Annotated in this window: 12 protein-coding genes, 2 tRNA genes and 3 rRNA genes; 7 read left to right on the top strand and 10 right to left on the bottom strand. The window is 57.7% G+C overall.

Annotation, left to right across the window (positions count from 1 at the left end; all coding sequences use genetic code 11):
• Positions 1 to 18: 18 nt before the first annotated feature.
• On the bottom strand, positions 19 to 2,376 hold the full coding sequence (locus ATH90_RS10145; RefSeq protein WP_098466182.1) for a DNA polymerase II: 2,358 nt from the start codon (positions 2,374 to 2,376) through the stop codon (positions 19 to 21).
• A 196-nt stretch (positions 2,377 to 2,572) separates the two neighbouring features.
• Between ATH90_RS10145 and ATH90_RS10140 the strand changes: the two genes are divergently transcribed.
• Positions 2,573 to 4,816, top strand: a complete 2,244-nt coding sequence (locus ATH90_RS10140) for a TonB-dependent receptor (protein ID WP_098466181.1) — start codon at positions 2,573 to 2,575, stop codon at positions 4,814 to 4,816.
• A 186-nt stretch (positions 4,817 to 5,002) separates the two neighbouring features.
• Here ATH90_RS10140 and ATH90_RS10135 read toward each other — a convergent pair whose 3' ends face one another.
• Positions 5,003 to 5,470 (bottom strand): SRPBCC family protein, encoded by a 468-nt coding sequence (locus tag ATH90_RS10135; RefSeq protein ID WP_034106052.1) that lies wholly within the window; start codon positions 5,468 to 5,470, stop codon positions 5,003 to 5,005.
• Positions 5,471 to 5,568: 98 nt separating this feature from the next.
• On the opposite strand from ATH90_RS10135, the gene ATH90_RS10130 reads away from it, so the two are divergent.
• The gene (locus ATH90_RS10130; RefSeq protein ID WP_069022715.1) at positions 5,569 to 5,970 is read left to right on the top strand and encodes a GFA family protein; all 402 of its coding nucleotides are present in this window, start codon (positions 5,569 to 5,571) and stop codon (positions 5,968 to 5,970) included.
• Here the strand turns inward: ATH90_RS10130 and mrdA are convergent, their stop codons facing one another.
• The 6 genes from mrdA to ATH90_RS10100 form a co-directional block, all read right to left on the bottom strand.
• Positions 5,971 to 7,863 carry a penicillin-binding protein 2 gene (mrdA, locus tag ATH90_RS10125; protein ID WP_025857942.1) on the bottom strand — a complete coding sequence of 631 codons (1,893 nt, stop codon included), beginning with the start codon at positions 7,861 to 7,863 and terminating at the stop codon, positions 5,971 to 5,973. It lies immediately after the preceding gene.
• A gap of 358 nt (positions 7,864 to 8,221) precedes the next feature.
• Positions 8,222 to 8,337: ribosomal RNA gene (gene rrf / locus ATH90_RS10120) — 5S ribosomal RNA — on the bottom strand.
• A 157-nt stretch (positions 8,338 to 8,494) separates the two neighbouring features.
• Positions 8,495 to 11,385, bottom strand: a 23S ribosomal RNA gene (locus ATH90_RS10115).
• Positions 11,386 to 11,636: 251 nt separating this feature from the next.
• Positions 11,637 to 11,712: transfer RNA gene (locus tag ATH90_RS10110), tRNA-Ala, on the bottom strand.
• 30 nt (positions 11,713 to 11,742) lie between these two features.
• Positions 11,743 to 11,819, bottom strand: a tRNA-Ile gene (locus ATH90_RS10105).
• An 82-nt stretch (positions 11,820 to 11,901) separates the two neighbouring features.
• Positions 11,902 to 13,438: ribosomal RNA gene (locus ATH90_RS10100) — 16S ribosomal RNA — on the bottom strand.
• The 16S, 23S and 5S rRNA genes sit together here with 2 tRNA genes alongside, the layout of an rRNA operon.
• Before the next feature lie 698 nt (positions 13,439 to 14,136).
• Here ATH90_RS10100 and rhtA point away from each other — a divergent pair.
• The 4 genes from rhtA to ATH90_RS10075 all read left to right on the top strand — a co-directional run bounded on the left by rhtA (position 14,137) and on the right by ATH90_RS10075 (position 16,937).
• On the top strand, positions 14,137 to 15,024 hold the full coding sequence (gene rhtA, locus ATH90_RS10090; RefSeq protein WP_034103130.1) for a threonine/homoserine exporter RhtA: 888 nt from the start codon (positions 14,137 to 14,139) through the stop codon (positions 15,022 to 15,024).
• A gap of 164 nt (positions 15,025 to 15,188) precedes the next feature.
• Complete coding sequence (locus ATH90_RS10085; RefSeq protein ID WP_034103128.1) at positions 15,189 to 15,470, top strand: hypothetical protein; 282 nt, start codon at positions 15,189 to 15,191, stop codon at positions 15,468 to 15,470.
• Between the two features lie 111 nt (positions 15,471 to 15,581).
• A complete protein-coding gene (locus ATH90_RS10080) occupies positions 15,582 to 16,313 on the top strand; it encodes an SDR family oxidoreductase (RefSeq protein ID WP_069022683.1) in 732 nt (243 codons plus the stop codon).
• A gap of 33 nt (positions 16,314 to 16,346) precedes the next feature.
• Positions 16,347 to 16,937 (top strand): 2-hydroxychromene-2-carboxylate isomerase, encoded by a 591-nt coding sequence (locus ATH90_RS10075; RefSeq protein WP_098466180.1) that lies wholly within the window; start codon positions 16,347 to 16,349, stop codon positions 16,935 to 16,937.
• Here ATH90_RS10075 and ATH90_RS10070 read toward each other — a convergent pair.
• Positions 16,934 to 17,911: a zinc-dependent alcohol dehydrogenase family protein gene (locus ATH90_RS10070; RefSeq protein WP_177431184.1), complete on the bottom strand. Its 978-nt coding sequence runs from the start codon at positions 17,909 to 17,911 to the stop codon at positions 16,934 to 16,936. The two genes, ATH90_RS10075 and ATH90_RS10070, sit on opposite strands and share 4 nt — an antisense overlap.
• Before the next feature lie 124 nt (positions 17,912 to 18,035).
• Between ATH90_RS10070 and ATH90_RS10065 the strand changes: the two genes are divergently transcribed.
• Positions 18,036 to 18,944 carry a LysR family transcriptional regulator gene (locus tag ATH90_RS10065; protein WP_098466178.1) on the top strand — a complete coding sequence of 303 codons (909 nt, stop codon included), beginning with the start codon at positions 18,036 to 18,038 and terminating at the stop codon, positions 18,942 to 18,944.
• Here the strand turns inward: ATH90_RS10065 and ATH90_RS10060 are convergent.
• On the bottom strand, positions 18,937 to 20,745 hold the full coding sequence (locus tag ATH90_RS10060; protein ID WP_098466177.1) for an aminopeptidase P family protein: 1,809 nt from the start codon (positions 20,743 to 20,745) through the stop codon (positions 18,937 to 18,939). The two genes, ATH90_RS10065 and ATH90_RS10060, sit on opposite strands and share 8 nt — an antisense overlap.
• Positions 20,746 to 20,783 lie beyond the last annotated feature (38 nt).

Genomic DNA, 20,783 nt, shown 5'->3' with positions numbered 1-20,783 from the left:
ACTGACGAATCAAGCGTTTTAAAACAGGCCCATTTGCCCACCCACCAGGGTGCTGAAATCATCATTCACAAACGGCAGGATCGCATCGGCCACCGGTTGCAATTGCCGGGTGACGTAGTGGTCGTAGTCGATGGGCGCCTGCCGCACTTCCAGGGGCTCCGGGCCGTTGACGCTGATCACGTAGCTGATCCAGCCGCCGCGCTGGTATTGGCGCGGGCGGTTCAGGCGGTCGTTGTACTCATCGGCCAGGCGCGCGGCGCGCACATGGGGCGGCACGTTGCGTTCGTAGTCGTCCAGTTGGCGGCGCAGGCGTTTGCGATAGATCAGCAACTCATCGAACTCGCCACTCAGGGTGCGGCGCACGTAGTCGCGTATGTAGTCCTGGTGGGGCTGGCGATGGAAGATGCGCTGGTAGAGTTCCTGCTGGAATCGGCGGGCCAGGGGCGACCAGTCGCTGCGCACGGTTTCCAGGCCTTTGTAGACCATCTCCTCGCTGCCATCGCTGCGTACGACCAGGCCGGCGTACCGCTTCTTGCTGCCCTCCTCCGCGCCGCGGATGGTCGGCATGAGGAAGCGTGTGAAGTGGGTTTCGTACTGCAACTCCAGGGCGCTTTGCAGGCCGAACGCAGTGTGCAGGTGCTCACGCCACCAGTCATTGACGTGCTGCACCAACGCTTGGCCGATGCGACTGGCATCCTCTTGGGAATGTGCGCTGCCCAGCCACACGAAGGTAGAGTCGGTGTCGCCGTAGATCACTTCGTAGCCTTGGGCTTCGACCAGCTCGCGGGTCTGTCGCATGATCTGGTGGCCACGCATCGTGATCGACGAGGCCAAGCGTGTATCGAAGAAACGGCAGCCACTGGAGCCGAGCACGCCGTAGAAGGCGTTCATGATGATTTTCAGGGCTTGGGACAGCGGTGCGTTGTGTTCGCGCTTGGCCACTTCGCGGCCTTCGGAGACCCGCGCAACGATGGAAGGCAGACAATGCCGGGTGCGAGAGAACCGTGCACCGCGAAAGCCTTCCACCGACTCGCTGTCATCGGTGTGCTTGAGGCCTTCGATCAAGCCCACCGGGTCGATCAGGAAGCTGCGGATGATCGACGGGTAGAGACTTTTGTAATCGAGCACCAGCACCGATTCGTAGAGACCGGGACGTGAGTCCATGACAAAGCCGCCGGGGCTGGCCTGGGGCGGCTTGTCGCCCAGGTTCGGCGCGACAAAGCCCTGGCGGTGCATCAACGGCATGTACAAATGGGTGAACGCGGCGACGGAGCCGCCGTTGCGGTCGGCCGGCAAGCCGGTGACGCTGGCCCGCTCCAGCAGGAACTTGAGCAGTTCGGTCTTCGCGAAAATCCGCGTGACCAACTCGCAGTCCTTGAGGTTGTAGCGCGCCAGCGCGGGCTTGTCCTCGGCGAACATGCTGTTGATTTCGTCCATGCGCTGGTACGGCGTGGAGATGTCCTTGCCTTCGCCCAGCAGGGTCTGCGCGACGTTCTCCAGGCTGAAGGATTCGAAGCTCCAGGTGGCCGAGCGCAGGGCTTCGATGCCATCGATGATCAGCCGCCCCGCCGCAGCGGCGAAGTAATGGTTGCGGCTGCCGTGTTCGCGCCAGGCCATCGGCTCTTCACCCCGCCCGAGCATGAGCGGCACGTTGAGGCGCTGGGCATGTTCGTGGAGCACGCGCAGGTCGAACTGCACTACGTTCCAGCCGATGATCGCATCGGGGTCGTGCACCGCAAGCCAGTGGTTGAGGCGTTCGAGCAGTTGGGCACGGGTGTCGCAGTAGTCGAGCTTGAAGTCCACGGCATCGGTTTTGTTCGGCGGGCCGAGCATGTACACCTGGCGCTCGCCGCAGCCTTCGAGGGCAATGGAATAAAGATCGCCCTGGGCGGTGGTCTCGATGTCGAGGGACACCAGTTTCAAGGGCGGACGGTAGTCGGGCGCGGGCTTCATCTGCGCATCGCAGAGCACGCCGGTAGCGTCGGGCGTGCCGCCAAACCACACGGGCGCAGTGATGAAGCGCTCCATCATGTAACGCTCGGGTGGGCGCACGTCGCCTTCGTAGACATCGACGCCGGCGGCACGCAGGCGTTTCTCCACGTCCATCGCCTGGCGGTGCTGGCGCGTGTACAGGCCCAGCACCGGGCGATGATGGAAATCGCACAGCTGCAACGGGCGCAACTCGATGTCGCGCTCGCCCTTGAGCAGCCAATCCAACGGCTTGCGATGGGCCTCGGGGATGAACATCACCGAGGTCTGCACGGGTAGGCGGATAAACCTCGGGCCCTGGTCAGTGGCCAGCCAGAAACTGACCTCCGTGCCCGCCGGGGTATCGCGCCAATGCCGGGTCAGGACAAAACCCTGCTGTAAATCCACCGTACCGCACCTCAGGAATCGCTTTCAGGGCGTGATTCTACTCGGCATCCGCGCGCGCAGACCTTAATCTCACAAATTTGTTGCAGGACGTTAATAATAATTACTATCATTCGCGCCGGAGTCGTATCCGCGCAGTGAGGACGCGCAACGCTGTTACCCTTTTCCTCACATTGACGGTTCGCCGTCAGGATCGACCATGCCCATCCGTACTCCGTTCGCTGTGCCGTTTCGCCCCACCCTGCTCGCCCTTTGCTGCTCCCTGAGCCTCACCGCCCTCGCCGCAACCCCGGCCATCCCGCAGGATGCGAACAGCCATCAGGATGGCGACACATTGGAATTGGGTGCGACCACTGTCAGCGCCGACGCCCCTGCGCCAAATGCCTTGCCGCCGGTATACGCCGGTGGCCAAGTGGCACGCGGCGGTCAGTTGGGGGTGCTGGGCAACCAGGACATCATGGATGTGCCGTTCAGCATGTCCTCCTATACCGAGAAGTTGATCCGCGACCAGCAAGCCGAGACCGTCGGTGATGTGCTGCTCAATGATTCGTCGGTGCGCCAGGCGTCGGGCTTTGCCAACCAGGCGCAGACCTTCATGATTCGTGGCCTGCCGTTGAACGGTGACGACATTTCCTTCAACGGCCTGTACGGCATCGTGCCACGCCAGATCATCTCTACTGACGCCCTGGAGCGCGTGGAAGTGTTCAAGGGGCCCAATGCCTTTATCAACGGCGTAACGCCAGGCGGCTCAGGGATCGGCGGGGGTGTGAACCTGCAACCCAAGCGGGCCGATGATGTGCCGCTGCGTCGCTTCAGCACCGATATCAGCAGTGATGGCCGGGTTGGCGAGCATCTGGACATTGGCCAGCGATTCGGTGAAGACAACCGTTTTGGCGCGCGGGTGAACGTGTCCCAGCGCGAAGGCGATACCGGCATCGATGATGAGAACCAGCGCTCGAAACTGTTTACCGTTGGCCTGGACTACCGCGGCGATGCATTGCGCCTGTCCAGTGACTTTGTGTATCAAAAGCAGCGTATCAACGGCGGACGAAACTCGGTGTTCCTGGGCACGGCCACCCAGGTGCCGGATGCGCCTTCGGCAGACACCAACTACGCGCCGAGCTGGAGCAGCACCAACCTCGAAGACACCCTGGGGATGCTGCGCGCCGAGTACGACCTGAACGACAACTGGACCGCCTATGCCGCAGGCGGTGCCAAGCACACCCGCGAAATGGGCCAATACTCGTCGGTAACACTGACCGATAACCTCGGTAATGCCCAGGCGAGCCGCTCGACCATTGCCCACGAAGAAGATAACCGCAGCTTGATGGGGGGGCTGAACGGCAAGTTCCAGACCGGCGCTGTCAGCCACCGCCTCAATTTCGGCCTGGCCGGTATCTGGACCCAGGCACGCAACGCTTATGTGTTCAACGCCTCGTCGACGGCCACTCCAACCAATATCTACGACCCGGTAACCGGCGCGCCACCGACCTTGAACAACCCTCGCAATACGCCAGGGACTGATTTCAGCGACCCCACCATTACGGCCAAGACATTTGTGCGCAGCGCAGCAGTGTCCGATACCCTTGGCGTGTTCGATGATCGCCTGCTGGTCACGCTCGGTGCGCGCCGCCAGCAGATGGTGGTGCAGGGGTACAACTATATGAGTGGCACCCGTACCTCCAACTATGACGAGTCGATTACCACGCCGGTCTACGGCCTGGTGTTCAAGCCGTGGGAACACGTGTCTTTCTACGCCAACCGCATCGAAGGCCTGGCGCAAGGCCCGACATCTCCCGTCAACTCGGGCAACCGCACTATCATCGGTGGCGGCCAGGCGTTCGCTCCCGCGCGCTCCAAGCAGATCGAAGCCGGCGTGAAAGTCGACATGGGCACCTACGGGGCGACGTTGGGTGTGTACCGTATCGAACAGCCCGGCGCTGGTTACGTTCAGGTCATTGATGCCACTACCGCGCGCTATGTGCGTGAAGGTCAGCAAATCAACAAAGGCGTTGAATTGAACGTATTCGGTGAACCCGTAAGCGGCCTGCGCCTGCTGGGCGGTGTGACGGTGATGAAAACCGAGCTCAAGGACACACAGAACGGCGCCAACGATGGCAACCGCGCTATCGGTGTGCCTTCGTTCCAGCTCAACGCCGGTGTGGATTGGGATGTCCCCGGCCTGCAAGGCGTGACGCTCAACGGCCGGATGCTGCGCACAGGCGGGCAGTATGCCGACGCCGCCAACAACCTGAGCCTGCCGACCTGGAACCGCTTCGACGTGGGGGCGCGCTACAACTTCAAGGTGGCTCAGCGTGATGTCACCCTCGGCGCTACCGTGGAGAACGTCGCCAACGAGAAGTATTGGGAATCGGCCCAGGGTGGCTTCCTCAGCCAAGGCGATCCACGTGTCGCCAAGCTGTCGGCGACTGTGGATTTCTAAACGCGCTACAGCAAGGTGAGCCAGCAGGTGTGTGCATCGCTGACTCACCGCCAGACTCAGGACTTCTGCCACAGGGAAGTCCTGACAATAAAGCTACCCCGCGCTCAGCGCCCCGCGTTAGCCCTGGCCGCCCTCCACGTATTGGCGGTGGCTGCCGCCAAGCATCGAGCATGATGCCCGTTGCGGTCAGGCCTGGCGGGCTTGGCTCAGGTAGGTTTCGATGTTGCCCATCTGCTCGTCCCAGCCCCTGGAGTTCATCTTGAAGGCCTTCTGCCGACGAGCCTCCGGCACCGTATCAAAGCCTGATTCGACCACCCGCAGCAGAATGCCCGGCGCACGGTCCTCAATGGTGAACTCCACCAGTGTCGGGGTTTCCTGGTCGTAGTCGACGCCCTTCTCTACCGCGAAAGGGTGCCACCAGAACGAGAACAGCGTTTGCGGCAGGATACGTTCGATCTTGGCCTTCCAGATCACATGCTCGTAGCCGGGATAAGTGATCGGGGCCTCGATGGTTTCCCCAGCAGCGAAGGCTTTGCCTTTTAGGGCGATACCGAACCAGTTGCCGAACTGCTCGGCATCGGTAAGGGCTTCCCACACCTGTCTACGTGAAGCGTTGAGCAAGACTTTTCGTTCTATGCGATCTAATACGTGCATAAGTCACCTCCTCCATTGACAGTAGGCGACATCAAACAATGCGCAACCTTGGGTTGTAAGCAATGATGATGACCCCTTCCTTGACCCGGCATTACGTTATGACTGAACCATTGAATGGAAGTTGCTTCTGCAAGGGCGTGCGCTATCAGGTAGACCGCCTCGACATGCCTATCAGCCACTGCCACTGCAACAGCTGCCGCAAGGTGCATGCGGCGGCTTTTGTCGCGACGGCAGGCGTAATGCGCGAACACTTTCGCTGGACACAGGGCGTGGACCTGTTGGCATTTTTTGAATCGTCGCCGGGCAAGCTCAGGCATTTCTGCTCGCGCTGCGGCTCACATCTGATGGCTGAGCGCGGGCACCAACCCCACGTCATTGTGAGGGTGGCGACGCTGGATGATGATCCAGGCGTCAGGCCCACCGCGCACATCTGGACGGCTCATGATATGCCCTGGCTTGCCTATGAAGGCGTAGAGCAATGGGACGAATGGAAACCCTGATTAGACCTTCGGGTCACCGGGTGCTTTAGCAGGCGTCGCATATTGGGGCTTCAGGTGGCCTTCCTGGTCGAGTAGCCAGGCGTCCATGATTTGCCGCACGACCGGTCCCGCAACACGACCGCCAGCCTCGCCGTTTTCGATCATCACCGAAATCACGATCTTGGGGTGTTCGGCTGGCGCAAAGCCGACGAACAAAGCGTTATCTCGGTGACGCTCCAGGGTCTTGTCACGGTTGTAACGCTCGCCCTGCTTGATCGCCACCACTTGCGCCGTACCACTCTTGCCGGCGATGCGGTATTGCGCGCCTTGTGCGGCCGCGCGGGCAATGCCGCGTGGATCGTGCATCACCAATTGCATGCCGTGGTTGACCTGCTCCCAATCTCGCGGATCCTTGAGGACCACGTTGGGCATCGGGTTCTCATCCACCGGTGGCACGCCATTGATGGTCTTGGCCAAGTGAGGCCGGTTCCACACGCCTTTGTTGGCAATCAAGGCGGTGGCCTGGGCCAGCTGCAGCGGCGTGACCTGCATGTAGCCCTGGCCGATGCCGAGGATCACGGTTTCACCCGGGAACCAGGGCTGGCGGCGTGTGGCGCGCTTCCAGGCCTGGGACGGCATCAGGCCGGCTGACTCTTCGAACATGTCCAGCGACACTTTCTGCCCCAAGCCGAACTCGGCCAGGTAGTCGTGCAGGCGATCGATGCCCAGCTTGTGGGCGAGGTCGTAAAAGTAGGTGTCATTGGAGCGCATGATGGCTGCGTCCATGTCTACCCAGCCGTCGCCGCTGTGGTTCCAGTTGCGGTATTTGTGGTCGAAGTCGGGCAGTTGGTAATAACCAGGGTCGAACACGCGGGTTTGGGCGGTGACGACGCCACTGTCGAGGCCGGCGATGGCGACTTCCGGCTTGATGGTCGAGCCAGGCGCGTAAAGCCCCCTGAGGACGCGATTGAACAGCGGCCGATCAATGGAATCATGCAGTGCGGCATATTCCTTGAAACTGATGCCGGTAACAAACAGGTTCGGATCGAAACTCGGCTTGCTGACCATGGCAAGCACCTCACCGGTTTGCGGGTCAAGGGCAACCACCGAACCACGGCGATCACCCAAGGCTTCTTCTGCCGCCTCCTGGAGGTGAACGTCGAGGCTCAGGACGATATTTTTGCCGGGAATCGGATCGGTGTGCTTGAGAACGCGCAGTACGCGGCCCTGGGCATTGGTTTCTACTTCTTCATAGCCTACGTGGCCGTGTAATTCGGACTCGTAGAAACGCTCGATCCCGGTCTTGCCGATAGACTGCGTACCACGGTACTCCACCGAGTCGAGGGCTTTGGATTCTTTCTCGTTGATCCGTCCTACGTAACCGATGGAATGAGCAAAGTGGGCGCCCAAGGGATAGTGGCGAACGAATTGCGGCTCTACGTCCACACCCGGCAGGCGGAATTCGTTCACGGCCAGCAGCGCGATCTGCTCTTCGGTCAGCTCATAAAACAGTGTCACAGGAACGAAGGGGTGACGCGCTTGTTTCAACGCCTTGTCGAATACAGCACGGTCTTCGGCCGGCAAGTGCAGCAAACTGACGATGGCGTCCAACTCGCCCTTGAGGTCGGTGGTGCGCTCACGAGTAATGGTCAGGTTGTAGCTGGGGCGGTTGTCAGCCAGCACGACGCCGTTGCGGTCATAGATCAACCCGCGCGTCGGCGTAATGGGCAACACGTGGACGCGGTTGTTCTCGGAAATAGTGGAGTGGTAGTCGAACTGTACGACCTGCAGGAAGTACATGCGCCCCACCAGGGCGCAGGTGATGCCAATGACCAACAGCGCGCAGGCGAGCAGGCGCTTGTTGACCAGGCGGTTCTCTTTTTCGTGATCCTTGATTGGTATCGGTTCAGGCATTTCTACAGCATCTCGTTGAAGAAGGTCGACGCCGCGTCCTGCGGATGAAAGATCAATCCCTATGAAAATGTGCTGCACCATACCAAAAATGCAGAAACACTTTGCATCGATTTCCCCAACGGCATGTTGATGAGCGTTTTTTTTGGGCATTGCAGGATCGATAGCGCAGAAAGGTCCGGCGTCGGCCGGGTGGGGTGCACTATGCGAGGGGGTTAGGGGGAATCGGCGCGTGAGCGGGTTCGCGTCATTGTTGACGATTGTCGCGGGCAACCTTCGCTGCAATAGGCCTCTACGAACTTTTCGACCGCCCAAAACAAAACCCCTGTTTGCGTTAGCAAACAGGGGTTCTGGAATTTAATCTTGACGATGACCTACTCTCACATGGGGAAACCCCACACTACCATCGGCGATGCATCGTTTCACTGCTGAGTTCGGGATGGGATCAGGTGGTTCCAATGCTCTATGGTCGTCAAGAAATTCGGGTACTGAGTCGCGGCCAGCTGGCCTCGCTTCAGCAAAATGGGTATGTGATAGCTTTCGGTGTTTTGTGAGATTCGAACTTTCGGTTCATTTCGTCTTCACACACCGCAATCTGATGCTCGTTAGAGTAGTCAAATTGCTTGGGTGTTATATGGTCAAGCCTCACGGGCAATTAGTATTGGTTAGCTCAACGCCTCACAGCGCTTACACACCCAACCTATCAACGTCGTAGTCTTCGACGGCCCTTCAGGGAACTCAAGGTTCCAGTGAGATCTCATCTTGAGGCTAGTTTCCCGCTTAGATGCTTTCAGCGGTTATCTATTCCGAACATAGCTACCCGGCAATGCCACTGGCGTGACAACCGGAACACCAGAGGTTCGTCCACTCCGGTCCTCTCGTACTAGGAGCAGCCCCTCTCAAATCTCAAACGTCCACGGCAGATAGGGACCGAACTGTCTCACGACGTTCTAAACCCAGCTCGCGTACCACTTTAAATGGCGAACAGCCATACCCTTGGGACCGGCTTCAGCCCCAGGATGTGATGAGCCGACATCGAGGTGCCAAACACCGCCGTCGATATGAACTCTTGGGCGGTATCAGCCTGTTATCCCCGGAGTACCTTTTATCCGTTGAGCGATGGCCCTTCCATACAGAACCACCGGATCACTAAGACCTACTTTCGTACCTGCTCGACGTGTCTGTCTCGCAGTCAAGCGCGCTTTTGCCTTTATACTCTACGACCGATTTCCGACCGGTCTGAGCGCACCTTCGTACTCCTCCGTTACTCTTTAGGAGGAGACCGCCCCAGTCAAACTACCCACCATACACTGTCCTCGATCCGGATAACGGACCTGAGTTAGAACCTCAAAGTTGCCAGGGTGGTATTTCAAGGATGGCTCCACGCGAACTGGCGTCCACGCTTCAAAGCCTCCCACCTATCCTACACAAGCAAATTCAAAGTCCAGTGCAAAGCTATAGTAAAGGTTCACGGGGTCTTTCCGTCTAGCCGCGGATACACTGCATCTTCACAGCGATTTCAATTTCACTGAGTCTCGGGTGGAGACAGCGCCGCCATCGTTACGCCATTCGTGCAGGTCGGAACTTACCCGACAAGGAATTTCGCTACCTTAGGACCGTTATAGTTACGGCCGCCGTTTACCGGGGCTTCGATCAAGAGCTTCGCGTTAGCTAACCCCATCAATTAACCTTCCGGCACCGGGCAGGCGTCACACCCTATACGTCCACTTTCGTGTTTGCAGAGTGCTGTGTTTTTAATAAACAGTCGCAGCGGCCTGGTATCTTCGACCGGCATGAGCTTACGGAGCAAGTCCTTCACCCTCACCGGCGCACCTTCTCCCGAAGTTACGGTGCCATTTTGCCTAGTTCCTTCACCCGAGTTCTCTCAAGCGCCTTGGTATTCTCTACCCAACCACCTGTGTCGGTTTGGGGTACGGTTCCTGGTTACCTGAAGCTTAGAAGCTTTTCTTGGAAGCATGGCATCAACCACTTCGTTATCTAAAAGATAACTCGTCATCAGCTCTCGGCCTTAGAATCCCGGATTTACCTAAAATTCCAGCCTACCACCTTAAACTTGGACAACCAACGCCAAGCTGGCCTAGCCTTCTCCGTCCCTCCATCGCAATAACCAGAAGTACAGGAATATTAACCTGTTTTCCATCGACTACGCTTTTCAGCCTCGCCTTAGGGACCGACTAACCCTGCGTCGATTAACGTTGCGCAGGAAACCTTGGTCTTTCGGCGTGGGTGTTTTTCACACCCATTGTCGTTACTCATGTCAGCATTCGCACTTCTGATACCTCCAGCAAGCTTCTCAACTCACCTTCACAGGCTTACAGAACGCTCCTCTACCGCATCACTTACGTGATACCCGTAGCTTCGGTGTATGGTTTGAGCCCCGTTACATCTTCCGCGCAGGCCGACTCGACTAGTGAGCTATTACGCTTTCTTTAAAGGGTGGCTGCTTCTAAGCCAACCTCCTAGCTGTCTAAGCCTTCCCACATCGTTTCCCACTTAACCATAACTTTGGGACCTTAGCTGACGGTCTGGGTTGTTTCCCTTTTCACGACGGACGTTAGCACCCGCCGTGTGTCTCCCATGCTCGGCACTTGTAGGTATTCGGAGTTTGCATCGGTTTGGTAAGTCGGGATGACCCCCTAGCCGAAACAGTGCTCTACCCCCTACAGTGATACATGAGGCGCTACCTAAATAGCTTTCGAGGAGAACCAGCTATCTCCGAGCTTGATTAGCCTTTCACTCCGATCCACAGGTCATCCGCTAACTTTTCAACGGTAGTCGGTTCGGTCCTCCAGTTAGTGTTACCCAACCTTCAACCTGCCCATGGATAGATCGCCCGGTTTCGGGTCTATTCCCAGCGACTAGACGCCCTATTAAGACTCGCTTTCGCTACGCCTCCCCTATTCGGTTAAGCTCGCCACTGAAAATAAGTCGCTGACCCATTATACAAAAGGTACGCAGTCACAGAACAAAGTCTGCTCCCACTGCTTGTACGCATACGGTTTCAGGATCTATTTCACTCCCCTCTCCGGGGTTCTTTTCGCCTTTCCCTCACGGTACTAGTTCACTATCGGTCAGTCAGTAGTATTTAGCCTTGGAGGATGGTCCCCCATATTCAGACAAAGTTTCTCGTGCTCCGTCCTACTCGATTTCATGACTAAGAGATTTTCGCGTACAGGGCTATCACCCACTATGGCCGCACTTTCCAGAGCGTTCCGCTAATCTCAAAGCCACTTAAGGGCTAGTCCCCGTTCGCTCGCCACTACTAAGGGAATCTCGGTTGATTTCTTTTCCTCAGGGTACTTAGATGTTTCAGTTCCCCTGGTTCGCCTCTTGCACCTATGTATTCAGTACAAGATAACCATCTTATGATGGCTGGGTTCCCCCATTCAGACATCTCCGGATCAAAGTCTGTTTGCCGACTCCCCGAAGCTTTTCGCAGGCTACCACGTCTTTCATCGCCTCTGACTGCCAAGGCATCCACCGTATGCGCTTCTTCACTTGACCATATAACCCCAAGCAATCTGGTTATACTGTGAAGACGACATTCGCCGAAAATTCGATAATACTCAATTACGAGTAACTCACAAATTTTACCTTAGCCTGATCCGTTACCAGTGAAAGTAACGTTCAGTCTATCTTTCTATCACATACCCAAATTTTTAAAGAACGATCTAATCAAAGACTAGAAATCAACATTCATCACCGTCTTGGTGGAATGCTCATTTCTAAGCTTTCAAAACTTTCAGAAGCAGTAGTGGTGGAGCCAAACGGGATCGAACCGTTGACCTCCTGCGTGCAAGGCAGGCGCTCTCCCAGCTGAGCTATGGCCCCGTATTTCTACAGGCGTTTCCCACACAAAATTGGTGGGTCTGGGCAGATTCGAACTGCCGACCTCACCCTTATCAGGGGTGCGCTCTAACCAACTGAGCTACAGACCCAATTTCGGGCTGCTTCTTATCGTCTTCTTCAATGAATCAAGCAATTCGTGTGGGAGCTTATGGAGCAGCTGATGTCGTCGATTAAGGAGGTGATCCAGCCGCAGGTTCCCCTACGGCTACCTTGTTACGACTTCACCCCAGTCATGAATCACACCGTGGTAACCGTCCTCCCGAAGGTTAGACTAGCTACTTCTGGTGCAACCCACTCCCATGGTGTGACGGGCGGTGTGTACAAGGCCCGGGAACGTATTCACCGCGACATTCTGATTCGCGATTACTAGCGATTCCGACTTCACGCAGTCGAGTTGCAGACTGCGATCCGGACTACGATCGGTTTTATGGGATTAGCTCCACCTCGCGGCTTGGCAACCCTCTGTACCGACCATTGTAGCACGTGTGTAGCCCAGGCCGTAAGGGCCATGATGACTTGACGTCATCCCCACCTTCCTCCGGTTTGTCACCGGCAGTCTCCTTAGAGTGCCCACCATTACGTGCTGGTAACTAAGGACAAGGGTTGCGCTCGTTACGGGACTTAACCCAACATCTCACGACACGAGCTGACGACAGCCATGCAGCACCTGTCTCAATGTTCCCGAAGGCACCAATCTATCTCTAGAAAGTTCATTGGATGTCAAGGCCTGGTAAGGTTCTTCGCGTTGCTTCGAATTAAACCACATGCTCCACCGCTTGTGCGGGCCCCCGTCAATTCATTTGAGTTTTAACCTTGCGGCCGTACTCCCCAGGCGGTCAACTTAATGCGTTAGCTGCGCCACTAAAAGCTCAAGGCTTCCAACGGCTAGTTGACATCGTTTACGGCGTGGACTACCAGGGTATCTAATCCTGTTTGCTCCCCACGCTTTCGCACCTCAGTGTCAGTATTAGTCCAGGTGGTCGCCTTCGCCACTGGTGTTCCTTCCTATATCTACGCATTTCACCGCTACACAGGAAATTCCACCACCCTCTACCATACTCTAGTCAGTCAGTTTTGAATGCAGTTCCCAGGTTGAGCCCGGGGATTTCACATCCAACTTAACAAACCACCTACGCGCGCTTTACGCCCAGTAATTCCGATTAACGCTTGCACCCTCTGTATTACCGCGGCTGCTGGCACAGAGTTAGCCGGTGCTTATTCTGTCGGTAACGTCAAAACAGTTACGTATTAGGCAACTGCCCTTCCTCCCAACTTAAAGTGCTTTACAATCCGAAGACCTTCTTCACACACGCGGCATGGCTGGATCAGGCTTTCGCCCATTGTCCAATATTCCCCACTGCTGCCTCCCGTAGGAGTCTGGACCGTGTCTCAGTTCCAGTGTGACTGATCATCCTCTCAGACCAGTTACGGATCGTCGCCTTGGTGAGCCATTACCCCACCAACTAGCTAATCCGACCTAGGCTCATCTGATAGCGCAAGGCCCGAAGGTCCCCTGCTTTCTCCCGTAGGACGTATGCGGTATTAGCGTCCGTTTCCGAACGTTATCCCCCACTACCAGGCAGATTCCTAGGCATTACTCACCCGTCCGCCGCTCTCAAGAGAAGCAAGCTTCTCTCTACCGCTCGACTTGCATGTGTTAGGCCTGCCGCCAGCGTTCAATCTGAGCCATGATCAAACTCTTCAGTTCAAACATCTTTGGGTTTTTAAGAAACCCTAAACTTGGCTCAGCAATCGTTGGTTACATCTTTGATTTCTCGCGGAGTAACTTGTGATGCTGATAATCTTGTTGACTATCAGTCTGACTCCACAAGCACCCACACGAATTGCTTGATTCAGTTGTTAAAGAGCGGTTGGTTAAGATCTTTCGTCTCAACCGAGGCGCGCATTCTACAGCAGCCTCATTTGCTGTCAAGTGATTATTTTCAGAAGTTTTCGAAGAATTCTTCAACAACTTCAACCACTTGCGCTTCCGATCTCTCGTTAGCGGGAGGCGAATTCTACAGCGTTAAACGCTGCTGTCAACACCTCTTTTTCTCCGCTTTCGACCGAGATGATCGAAACGTTAATAGAGCCAAACAACACCGCTCCACCAACTCCTTCTGGGCTTCGATGAACTGAAGCAACTCGCTGTCGAATTCTGCGTAACCACTTGTTTACCAAGGAGTTTTCCGTTTCGACTGCGCCGGAAGTGGGGCGAATTATAGACTTCCAGAATCTGCCGTCAACCCTTAATTTGCTTTTTCTATCAAAGGATCTGAAAACGTCCAAATCAAGCCTTTATAAGTGATCGAAAAGGATAGTTGAGCAATATATTGCTCAACGCCGAACAGTTAAGCATCATAGCGCCCACGCTTCTCTTAATATGACTTCGGACGAACACCCCCAATGACCACCTCCCCTCGCAGCCTGGCGTCGACATTGTTCCCGGTCGGCCTGCTGTTGATCGCCATGGCCTCCATCCAGTCCGGCGCCTCGCTGGCCAAGAGCATGTTCCCTATCGTTGGCGCACAAGGCACCACGACCCTTCGCCTGATTTTCGCCAGCGTGATCATGCTGCTTCTATTACGCCCCTGGCGCGCCAAGCTGACGGGCAAATCCCTGCGCACCGTCATCGTCTATGGGATGGCGCTGGGTGGCATGAATTTCCTCTTCTATATGTCCTTGCGCAGCGTACCCCTGGGAATTGCAGTCGCCCTGGAATTCACCGGACCGCTCGCCGTCGCCCTCTACGCGTCCCGGCGCGCAGTGGATTTCCTGTGGATCGCACTGGCAATCATCGGCCTTCTCTTGCTGATCCCCATGGGAGAGGCCAGCAGCGGCATCGACTTACTGGGCGCAGCCTACGCGCTAGGGGCTGGCGTCTGCTGGGCGCTCTACATTCTTTATGGCCAGAAGGCGGGTAATGACAATGGCGTCCAGACCGCTGCGCTTGGGGTAATGATCGCAGCATTGTTTGTCGCCCCCATCGGCATCGTCCATGCCGGCAGCGCGTTGCTGACGCCTGCACTGATCCCAGTCGCCCTCGGCGTCGCCATTCTGTCCACGGCCCTGCCCTACACCCTGGAAATGGTCGCCCTGACGCGCCTCCCCGCCCGCACCTTCGGCACCCTCATGAGTATCGAACCCGCTTTCGGTGCGCTTTCCGGCCTGTTCTTCCTGCATGAGCACTTGTCGCTTGCACAGTGGCTGGCAATCACCTGCATCATCCTGGCCTCCGTAGGGGCCACGGTGACGATGCGCAGCGAGTCAAAACCGCTGGTTCCTGCGGATTGAAGTCTGTTTGAATGTAGCTCTGGCATTTAGCGCGCATTTAGGCCATGTTTAAGCCGCAAACGAATGTCATTCATGGAGAGTTTCGACAAGGACAGCGCGAACGCTACACCCGAGAGCGAGTAGAGCCGGCCTCTAGCATTGCGAGGCGGCTATTAAGGATAGGAATGAAGCGAATTTTGATACTGTTAATGGTCATGGCCATTGCCGGCTGTGCCGCGACCACCAAGACAGAAGTAAAACGTGGCAAAAAAGGGCTGCATATCAACTGTTCCGGCCTGTCTTCTTCCTGGGACCAGTGCTACACGAGTGCAACCAACTCCTGCGGTACGAAGGGCTATCGGGTAATCGCAAAGTCCGGTGACAATTCAGAGGAACCTGGGGACTATCCCTTCGGCCTCAACCCTGCCGGCTACACCAGCCGCAGCATGATCGTTATCTGTAAGTAGTTGCTCGAGCAGTCACCCCCTGACTGCTCCTATTAAATTCCAGATACAAATCCAGCCCTTCGCGGCGCTACGTCTAAACTCCTGCTCGACCACTGAGCCATAGGAGTTCCCATGACGCACAACAACAAAATCGTATTGGTAGTGGGCGCCGGCGATGCAACCGGCGGCGCCATTGCCAAACGCTTCGCCCGCGAAGGCTACGTGGCCTGTGTCACACGACGCAGTGCCGACAAATTGCAGCCGCTGGTAGACAGTATTCAAGCTGCAGGCGGCGAGGCCCATGGGTTTGCCTGCGATGCGCGAAAAGAAGAAGACGTCATCGCACTGATCGAACAAATCGAAACCGAGCTGGGGCCCATCGAAGCCTTCGTGTTCAACATCGGCGCCAATGTGCCATGCAGCATCCTCGAAGAAACCGCGCGCAAGTATTTCAAAATCTGGGAAATGGCCTGTTTCTCTGGTTTTTTGAACGCGCGCGAAGTAGCCAAGCGCATGGTCACTCGCAATCGCGGCACTATCCTGTTCACTGGCGCCACTGCGGGTTTGCGCGGTGGTGCAGGCTTTGCCGCGTTCGCCGGGGCCAAGCACGGCATTCGGGCGCTCGCGCAAAGCATGGCGCGGGAATTGGGGCCGAGGAACATCCACGTAGCCCATGTGGTGGTCGACGGCGCCATCGACACCGACTTCATTCGTGACAACTTCCCGCAGAAGTACGCGCTCAAGGACGAGGACGGCATTCTCAACCCCGAGCACATTGCCGATAACTATTGGTACCTGCACAGCCAGCCACGCGATGCCTGGACCTTTGAACTGGACCTGCGCCCCTGGAATGAACCCTGGTAAGCACGCCTCCATAATAAGCAGCGAGGATCGACCATGCGTAAAACCCTGGAATTCTTCTTTGATCTCGGCAGCCCCGCCACCTACCTGGCCTATACCCAACTACCCGCGCTGTGTGCGGCAACCGGGACGCAACTGGTTTACAAGCCAATGCTGCTGGGCGGCGTGTTCAAGGCCACCGGCAATGCCTCCCCCATCACCGTTCCGGCAAAAGGTCGCTACATGTTTGAAGACCTTGCGCGTTATGCCCGTCGCTATAACGTTCCCCTCCAGTTCAACCCTCACTTCCCCATCAACACCCTGGTGTTGATGCGCGCGATCACCGGCATCCAATTGCACCACCCTGAACGCTTCCAGGACTTCGTTGATTGCCTGTTCCGCGCTCTGTGGGTAGAAAGCCGTCACTTGGGCGACCCCCCGGTGGTAGCTGCCGTGCTCGCCGAGCACGGTTTTAACCCTGATGAAGTCGTGGCTCTGGCCAATGACGAAACCGTAAAGGCCGCCCTCAAGGACAACACCGAACAGGCTGTTCAACGCGGCGTGTTCGGCGCACCCAGTATGTTCGTAGGCAACCAGTTGTTCTTCGGTCAGGACCGTCTGGATTTCGTGCGTGAAGCCCTGAGTTAGATCTCGATCGCCAGGCGCCCTTGCGCGCCGCTTGCGAGCAGATCGTAAGCGGCGTTTGCGTTGTGCAAATCGAATTGATGCCCATCCATGATCGGCTTGAGCTTGCCAGCGTCGATCAACCGTGCCGCCTTAGCCAGTATCTGCCCATGATGCTCACGCCCCTTACCGGTCAGCAACGGCAACAAGGTAAACACACCCGAGTAGGTCGCGCCACGAAACGACAGCGGCGCCAGGCTATGTTGTCCCCATCCCAGGCAACTCACCACATGACCGTGATAGCACTTGGCTGCACGGAAAGATGCATCCAGCGTTTCCCCGCCAACGGTGTCATACACAATGTCGAAGCCTTCGCCTGCGGTGTACTGCGCGACGTACGCTTCGACAGTCTGATGCTGATAGTCAATGAACGTCGCACCCAGCCCCTCGATGACCGAGCGATGCTTGGCGGAGCCTGTGGCATACACGTGTGCACCGCAGGCAATCGCCAATTGCACCGCGACATGTCCTACACCCCCCGCGCCACCCTGGATCAACACGCTGTGTCCGAAACCGACACGAGCCCGGTCCACCAACCCTTCCCATGCCGTAATCAGTACCAACGGCAACACTGCAGCTTCCCGCATGCTCAAGGCCTCCGGTTTTTTCGCCAGCAAGCGGGCATCGACTACCACATATTCGGCCAACGAGCCCTGTGCGCCGCCGATCCCGGTCGCCAGCGCGTACACATCGTCCCCTGGTTGCCACTCACCCGCGCCAGGACCAACAGCTTCAACCGTGCCCGCCAGGTCCAACCCGAGCACTGCTGGCAATGGTTGCCGGGCATGGGCAGCCTGGCCTGCACGGATTTTAGCGTCTAGCGGGTTAAGGCCACTGGCGCGGATTCGGACCAGCACTTGGCCAGTGCCTGCTACCGGTTTGGGAATTGTCGCCAGCCGAAACGGAGCATCTGCGGCGTCTACTATCAAGGCGTACATATCAGTCATGTCAGTGATCTCGCGTCATAGAAGAATGAGGCCAATCATCCGCGTGCCAACTCATGCCGATAAGGCGCTAAAAAGCTATAGTGCCCATGCCCATTCGGCATGAATCGGACAGCTCATGGACAAACTCAACGCAATGGCGATTTTCGTTCGAGTGATCGAACGCGGCAGCTTTTCCGCCGTCGCCCGGGAACTGCAAACCACCCAACCTACGATCAGCAAAATCCTGCGCGCCTTGGAGACCGAACTGGGTGGCAAGCTGATTGCCCGCAGTACACGCCAACTGTCCCTGACCGACGAAGGCCAGCGGTACTACCGTCACTGCCGCGAAATCCTCGCAGCCGTAGATGCTGCTGAACACAGTTTCCAGACCGGCAAGGAGACAATCGCCGGTCCCTTGCGCGTCGGTTCGTCGGTGAGTTTCGGGCGCCTGCAGATTGCTGCACGCCTCAGCGATTTCCTGCTGCAATACCCTGATGTGCAAGTGGACCTGCAACTCAACGATCACCTGCAGGACATGGTCAGCGAAGGCCTGGACGTGACCTTGCGAATTGGCGAATTGCGCGACAGCGGCTTGATCGCAAGGCGGATCGGCACTACCCACCGTGTCACCCTTGCCAGCCCGGCCTACCTGGCCAGGCATCCCGCACCGAAAAGCCCGCAGGACCTCAGCCAGCACAACTGCCTGCTGTTCAACCTGCTCAGCAGCCAGAACCAGTGGGTGTACGAAAAGAATGGCGCGCGGCACAGCGTACGCATCGCAGGCAACGCCCAGAGCAACAACTCCGAAGCGGTGCGGGAAATGGTGTTGACAGGGCTTGGCATTGCGCTGTCGCCCCTGTGGCTGTTCTACGACGATTTGAAAGCCGGACGCGTCGTCGCGCTGTTACAGGACTACACCGCACAGTCGCTACCGATCCATGCGGTGGCGGCGCCCAATCGTCGCCAGTCGGCCCGGGTCAAGGCGTTCGTCGACTACATGGCCGACGCCCTGGCCCAGGCGCCTGAACTGCAGGCGGTCAGATAGCGGCAGTGCGTACCTGCAACCATTCAAGCGCGGCGCCGCTGAGCAACGGGCTCAGACGCGAACGTACTTCAGCGTGGTAAGCGTTGAACCACACGCGCTCGTCCGCCGTCAGCAACGAGGGCTCCAGGCAACGGGTATCGATCGGGCACAAGGTCAGGGTTTCGAACTTGAGGAACTCACCGAACTCGGTCTTGCCCGCTTCGCGGTTCAGCACCAGGTTCTCGATGCGCACGCCCCAACGGCCCGGACGGTAAGTGCCCGGTTCGATAGAGGTGATCATTCCAGGTTGCATCGCCGTTTGCGCAGCAGTGGCAGCCTGGTAGGCAATCACTTGCGGACCTTCATGCACATTGAGGAAATAGCCTACGCCGTGCCCGGTACCGTGGCCGTAGTCCACGCCTTCCGCCCAGATCGGCGCGCGAGCTATAGCGTCCAGCAACGGCGACAGGATTCCTTTCGGGAAGTGCGCTCGGGACAACGCGATCACGCCCTTGAGCACACGGGTACAGTCACGTTTCTGCTCCTCACTCGGCGTGCCGATAGGCACCATCCGCGTGATATCCGTGGTGCCGCCCAGGTACTGGCCACCCGAGTCAATCAGCAACAGGCCATCGCCTTCGATCAGCGCGTGCTCTTCTTCAGTGGCATGGTAATGCGGCATCGCGCCGTTGGCGTTGTAGGCAGCGATGGTGTTGAAACTCAGCGACACATAACCGGGGCGGCGGGTACGCGCAGCGGTCAGGTGCTCGTCGATGGTCAGTTCAGTGATGCGCTCGCGGCCCAGCGCACTCTCCAGCCAGGCGAAGAACTCGCACAACGCCGCGCCATCCTGCTCCATGGCCTGGCGGATGTGTTCCGCGTCGGCCAGGCTCTTGCGCGACTTGGCCAAGGTGGTCGGGTTGAGACCCTCGACCAGCTTCACACCGGCATTGAGGTTTTCCAGCAAACCGGCGGTCACGCGGGCCGGGTCGACCTGCACGCTGGCGCCCGCTGGCACCGCGCGCAATGCATCGGCCACGTCGCTGTAGTCGCGCAGCGTCACGCCATCCTGCTCCAGCACAGCCCGCAACTCGGCATCGACCTTGCTCAGCGCCACAAACAGCGTGGCCTGCTGCTGATTGATCAACGCAAAGGACACAAACACCGGGTTGAACGAAACGTCACCACCGCGCAAGTTGAACAGCCAGGCGATGTCATCCAGGGTGGCAATGAAGTGCCAATCGGCGCCCTTCTCTTTCAACGCGGCGCGCAGCGAGGCGAGTTTTTCACCACGGCTCACGGTGGCCTGCGGTGGCAGGTGTTGATAGATCGGTTGGTTCGGCAACGTCGGACGGTCTTGCCAGACCTCATCCAGCAGGTCGATGTCGGTACGCAAGCGTGCACCGCGCTCTGCCAACTTGCCGCCCAGGGTGCGCGCCGATGCCACGGCCATCACCGCACCGTCCACCGCGACAACACCGCCTTCCGGCGTTTGCTCGGCCAGCCACTCCAGCGGACCGGGTTGGCCCGGTTGCAGCTTGACCAATTCGATGCCGCTGCCCTTGAGTTCCTTGGTCGCCTGTTCCCAGTAGCGGCTATCGGCCCACACTCCAGCGAAATCCGCGGTGACAATCAGCGTCCCCACCGAACCATGAAACCCCGACAACCATTGCCGCCCCTGCCAGTAACCCGGCAAGTATTCGGACAAGTGCGGGTCGGCCGACGGCACCAGCAGGGCGTGGATGCCCTCGCGGCTCATCAGTTCACGGGTATGCGCCAGGCGCTGGGGAACCGTTCCATGGGTCAAGGGCTGCGTACTCATTGTGTCTCCTGCTAACCACGAATAATTATTATGTGTTG

Source organism: Pseudomonas lurida (assembly GCF_002563895.1).
In the GTDB taxonomy this organism is placed as follows: domain Bacteria; phylum Pseudomonadota; class Gammaproteobacteria; order Pseudomonadales; family Pseudomonadaceae; genus Aquipseudomonas; species Aquipseudomonas lurida.
This window is presented reverse-complemented; position numbering and strand designations above follow the sequence as displayed.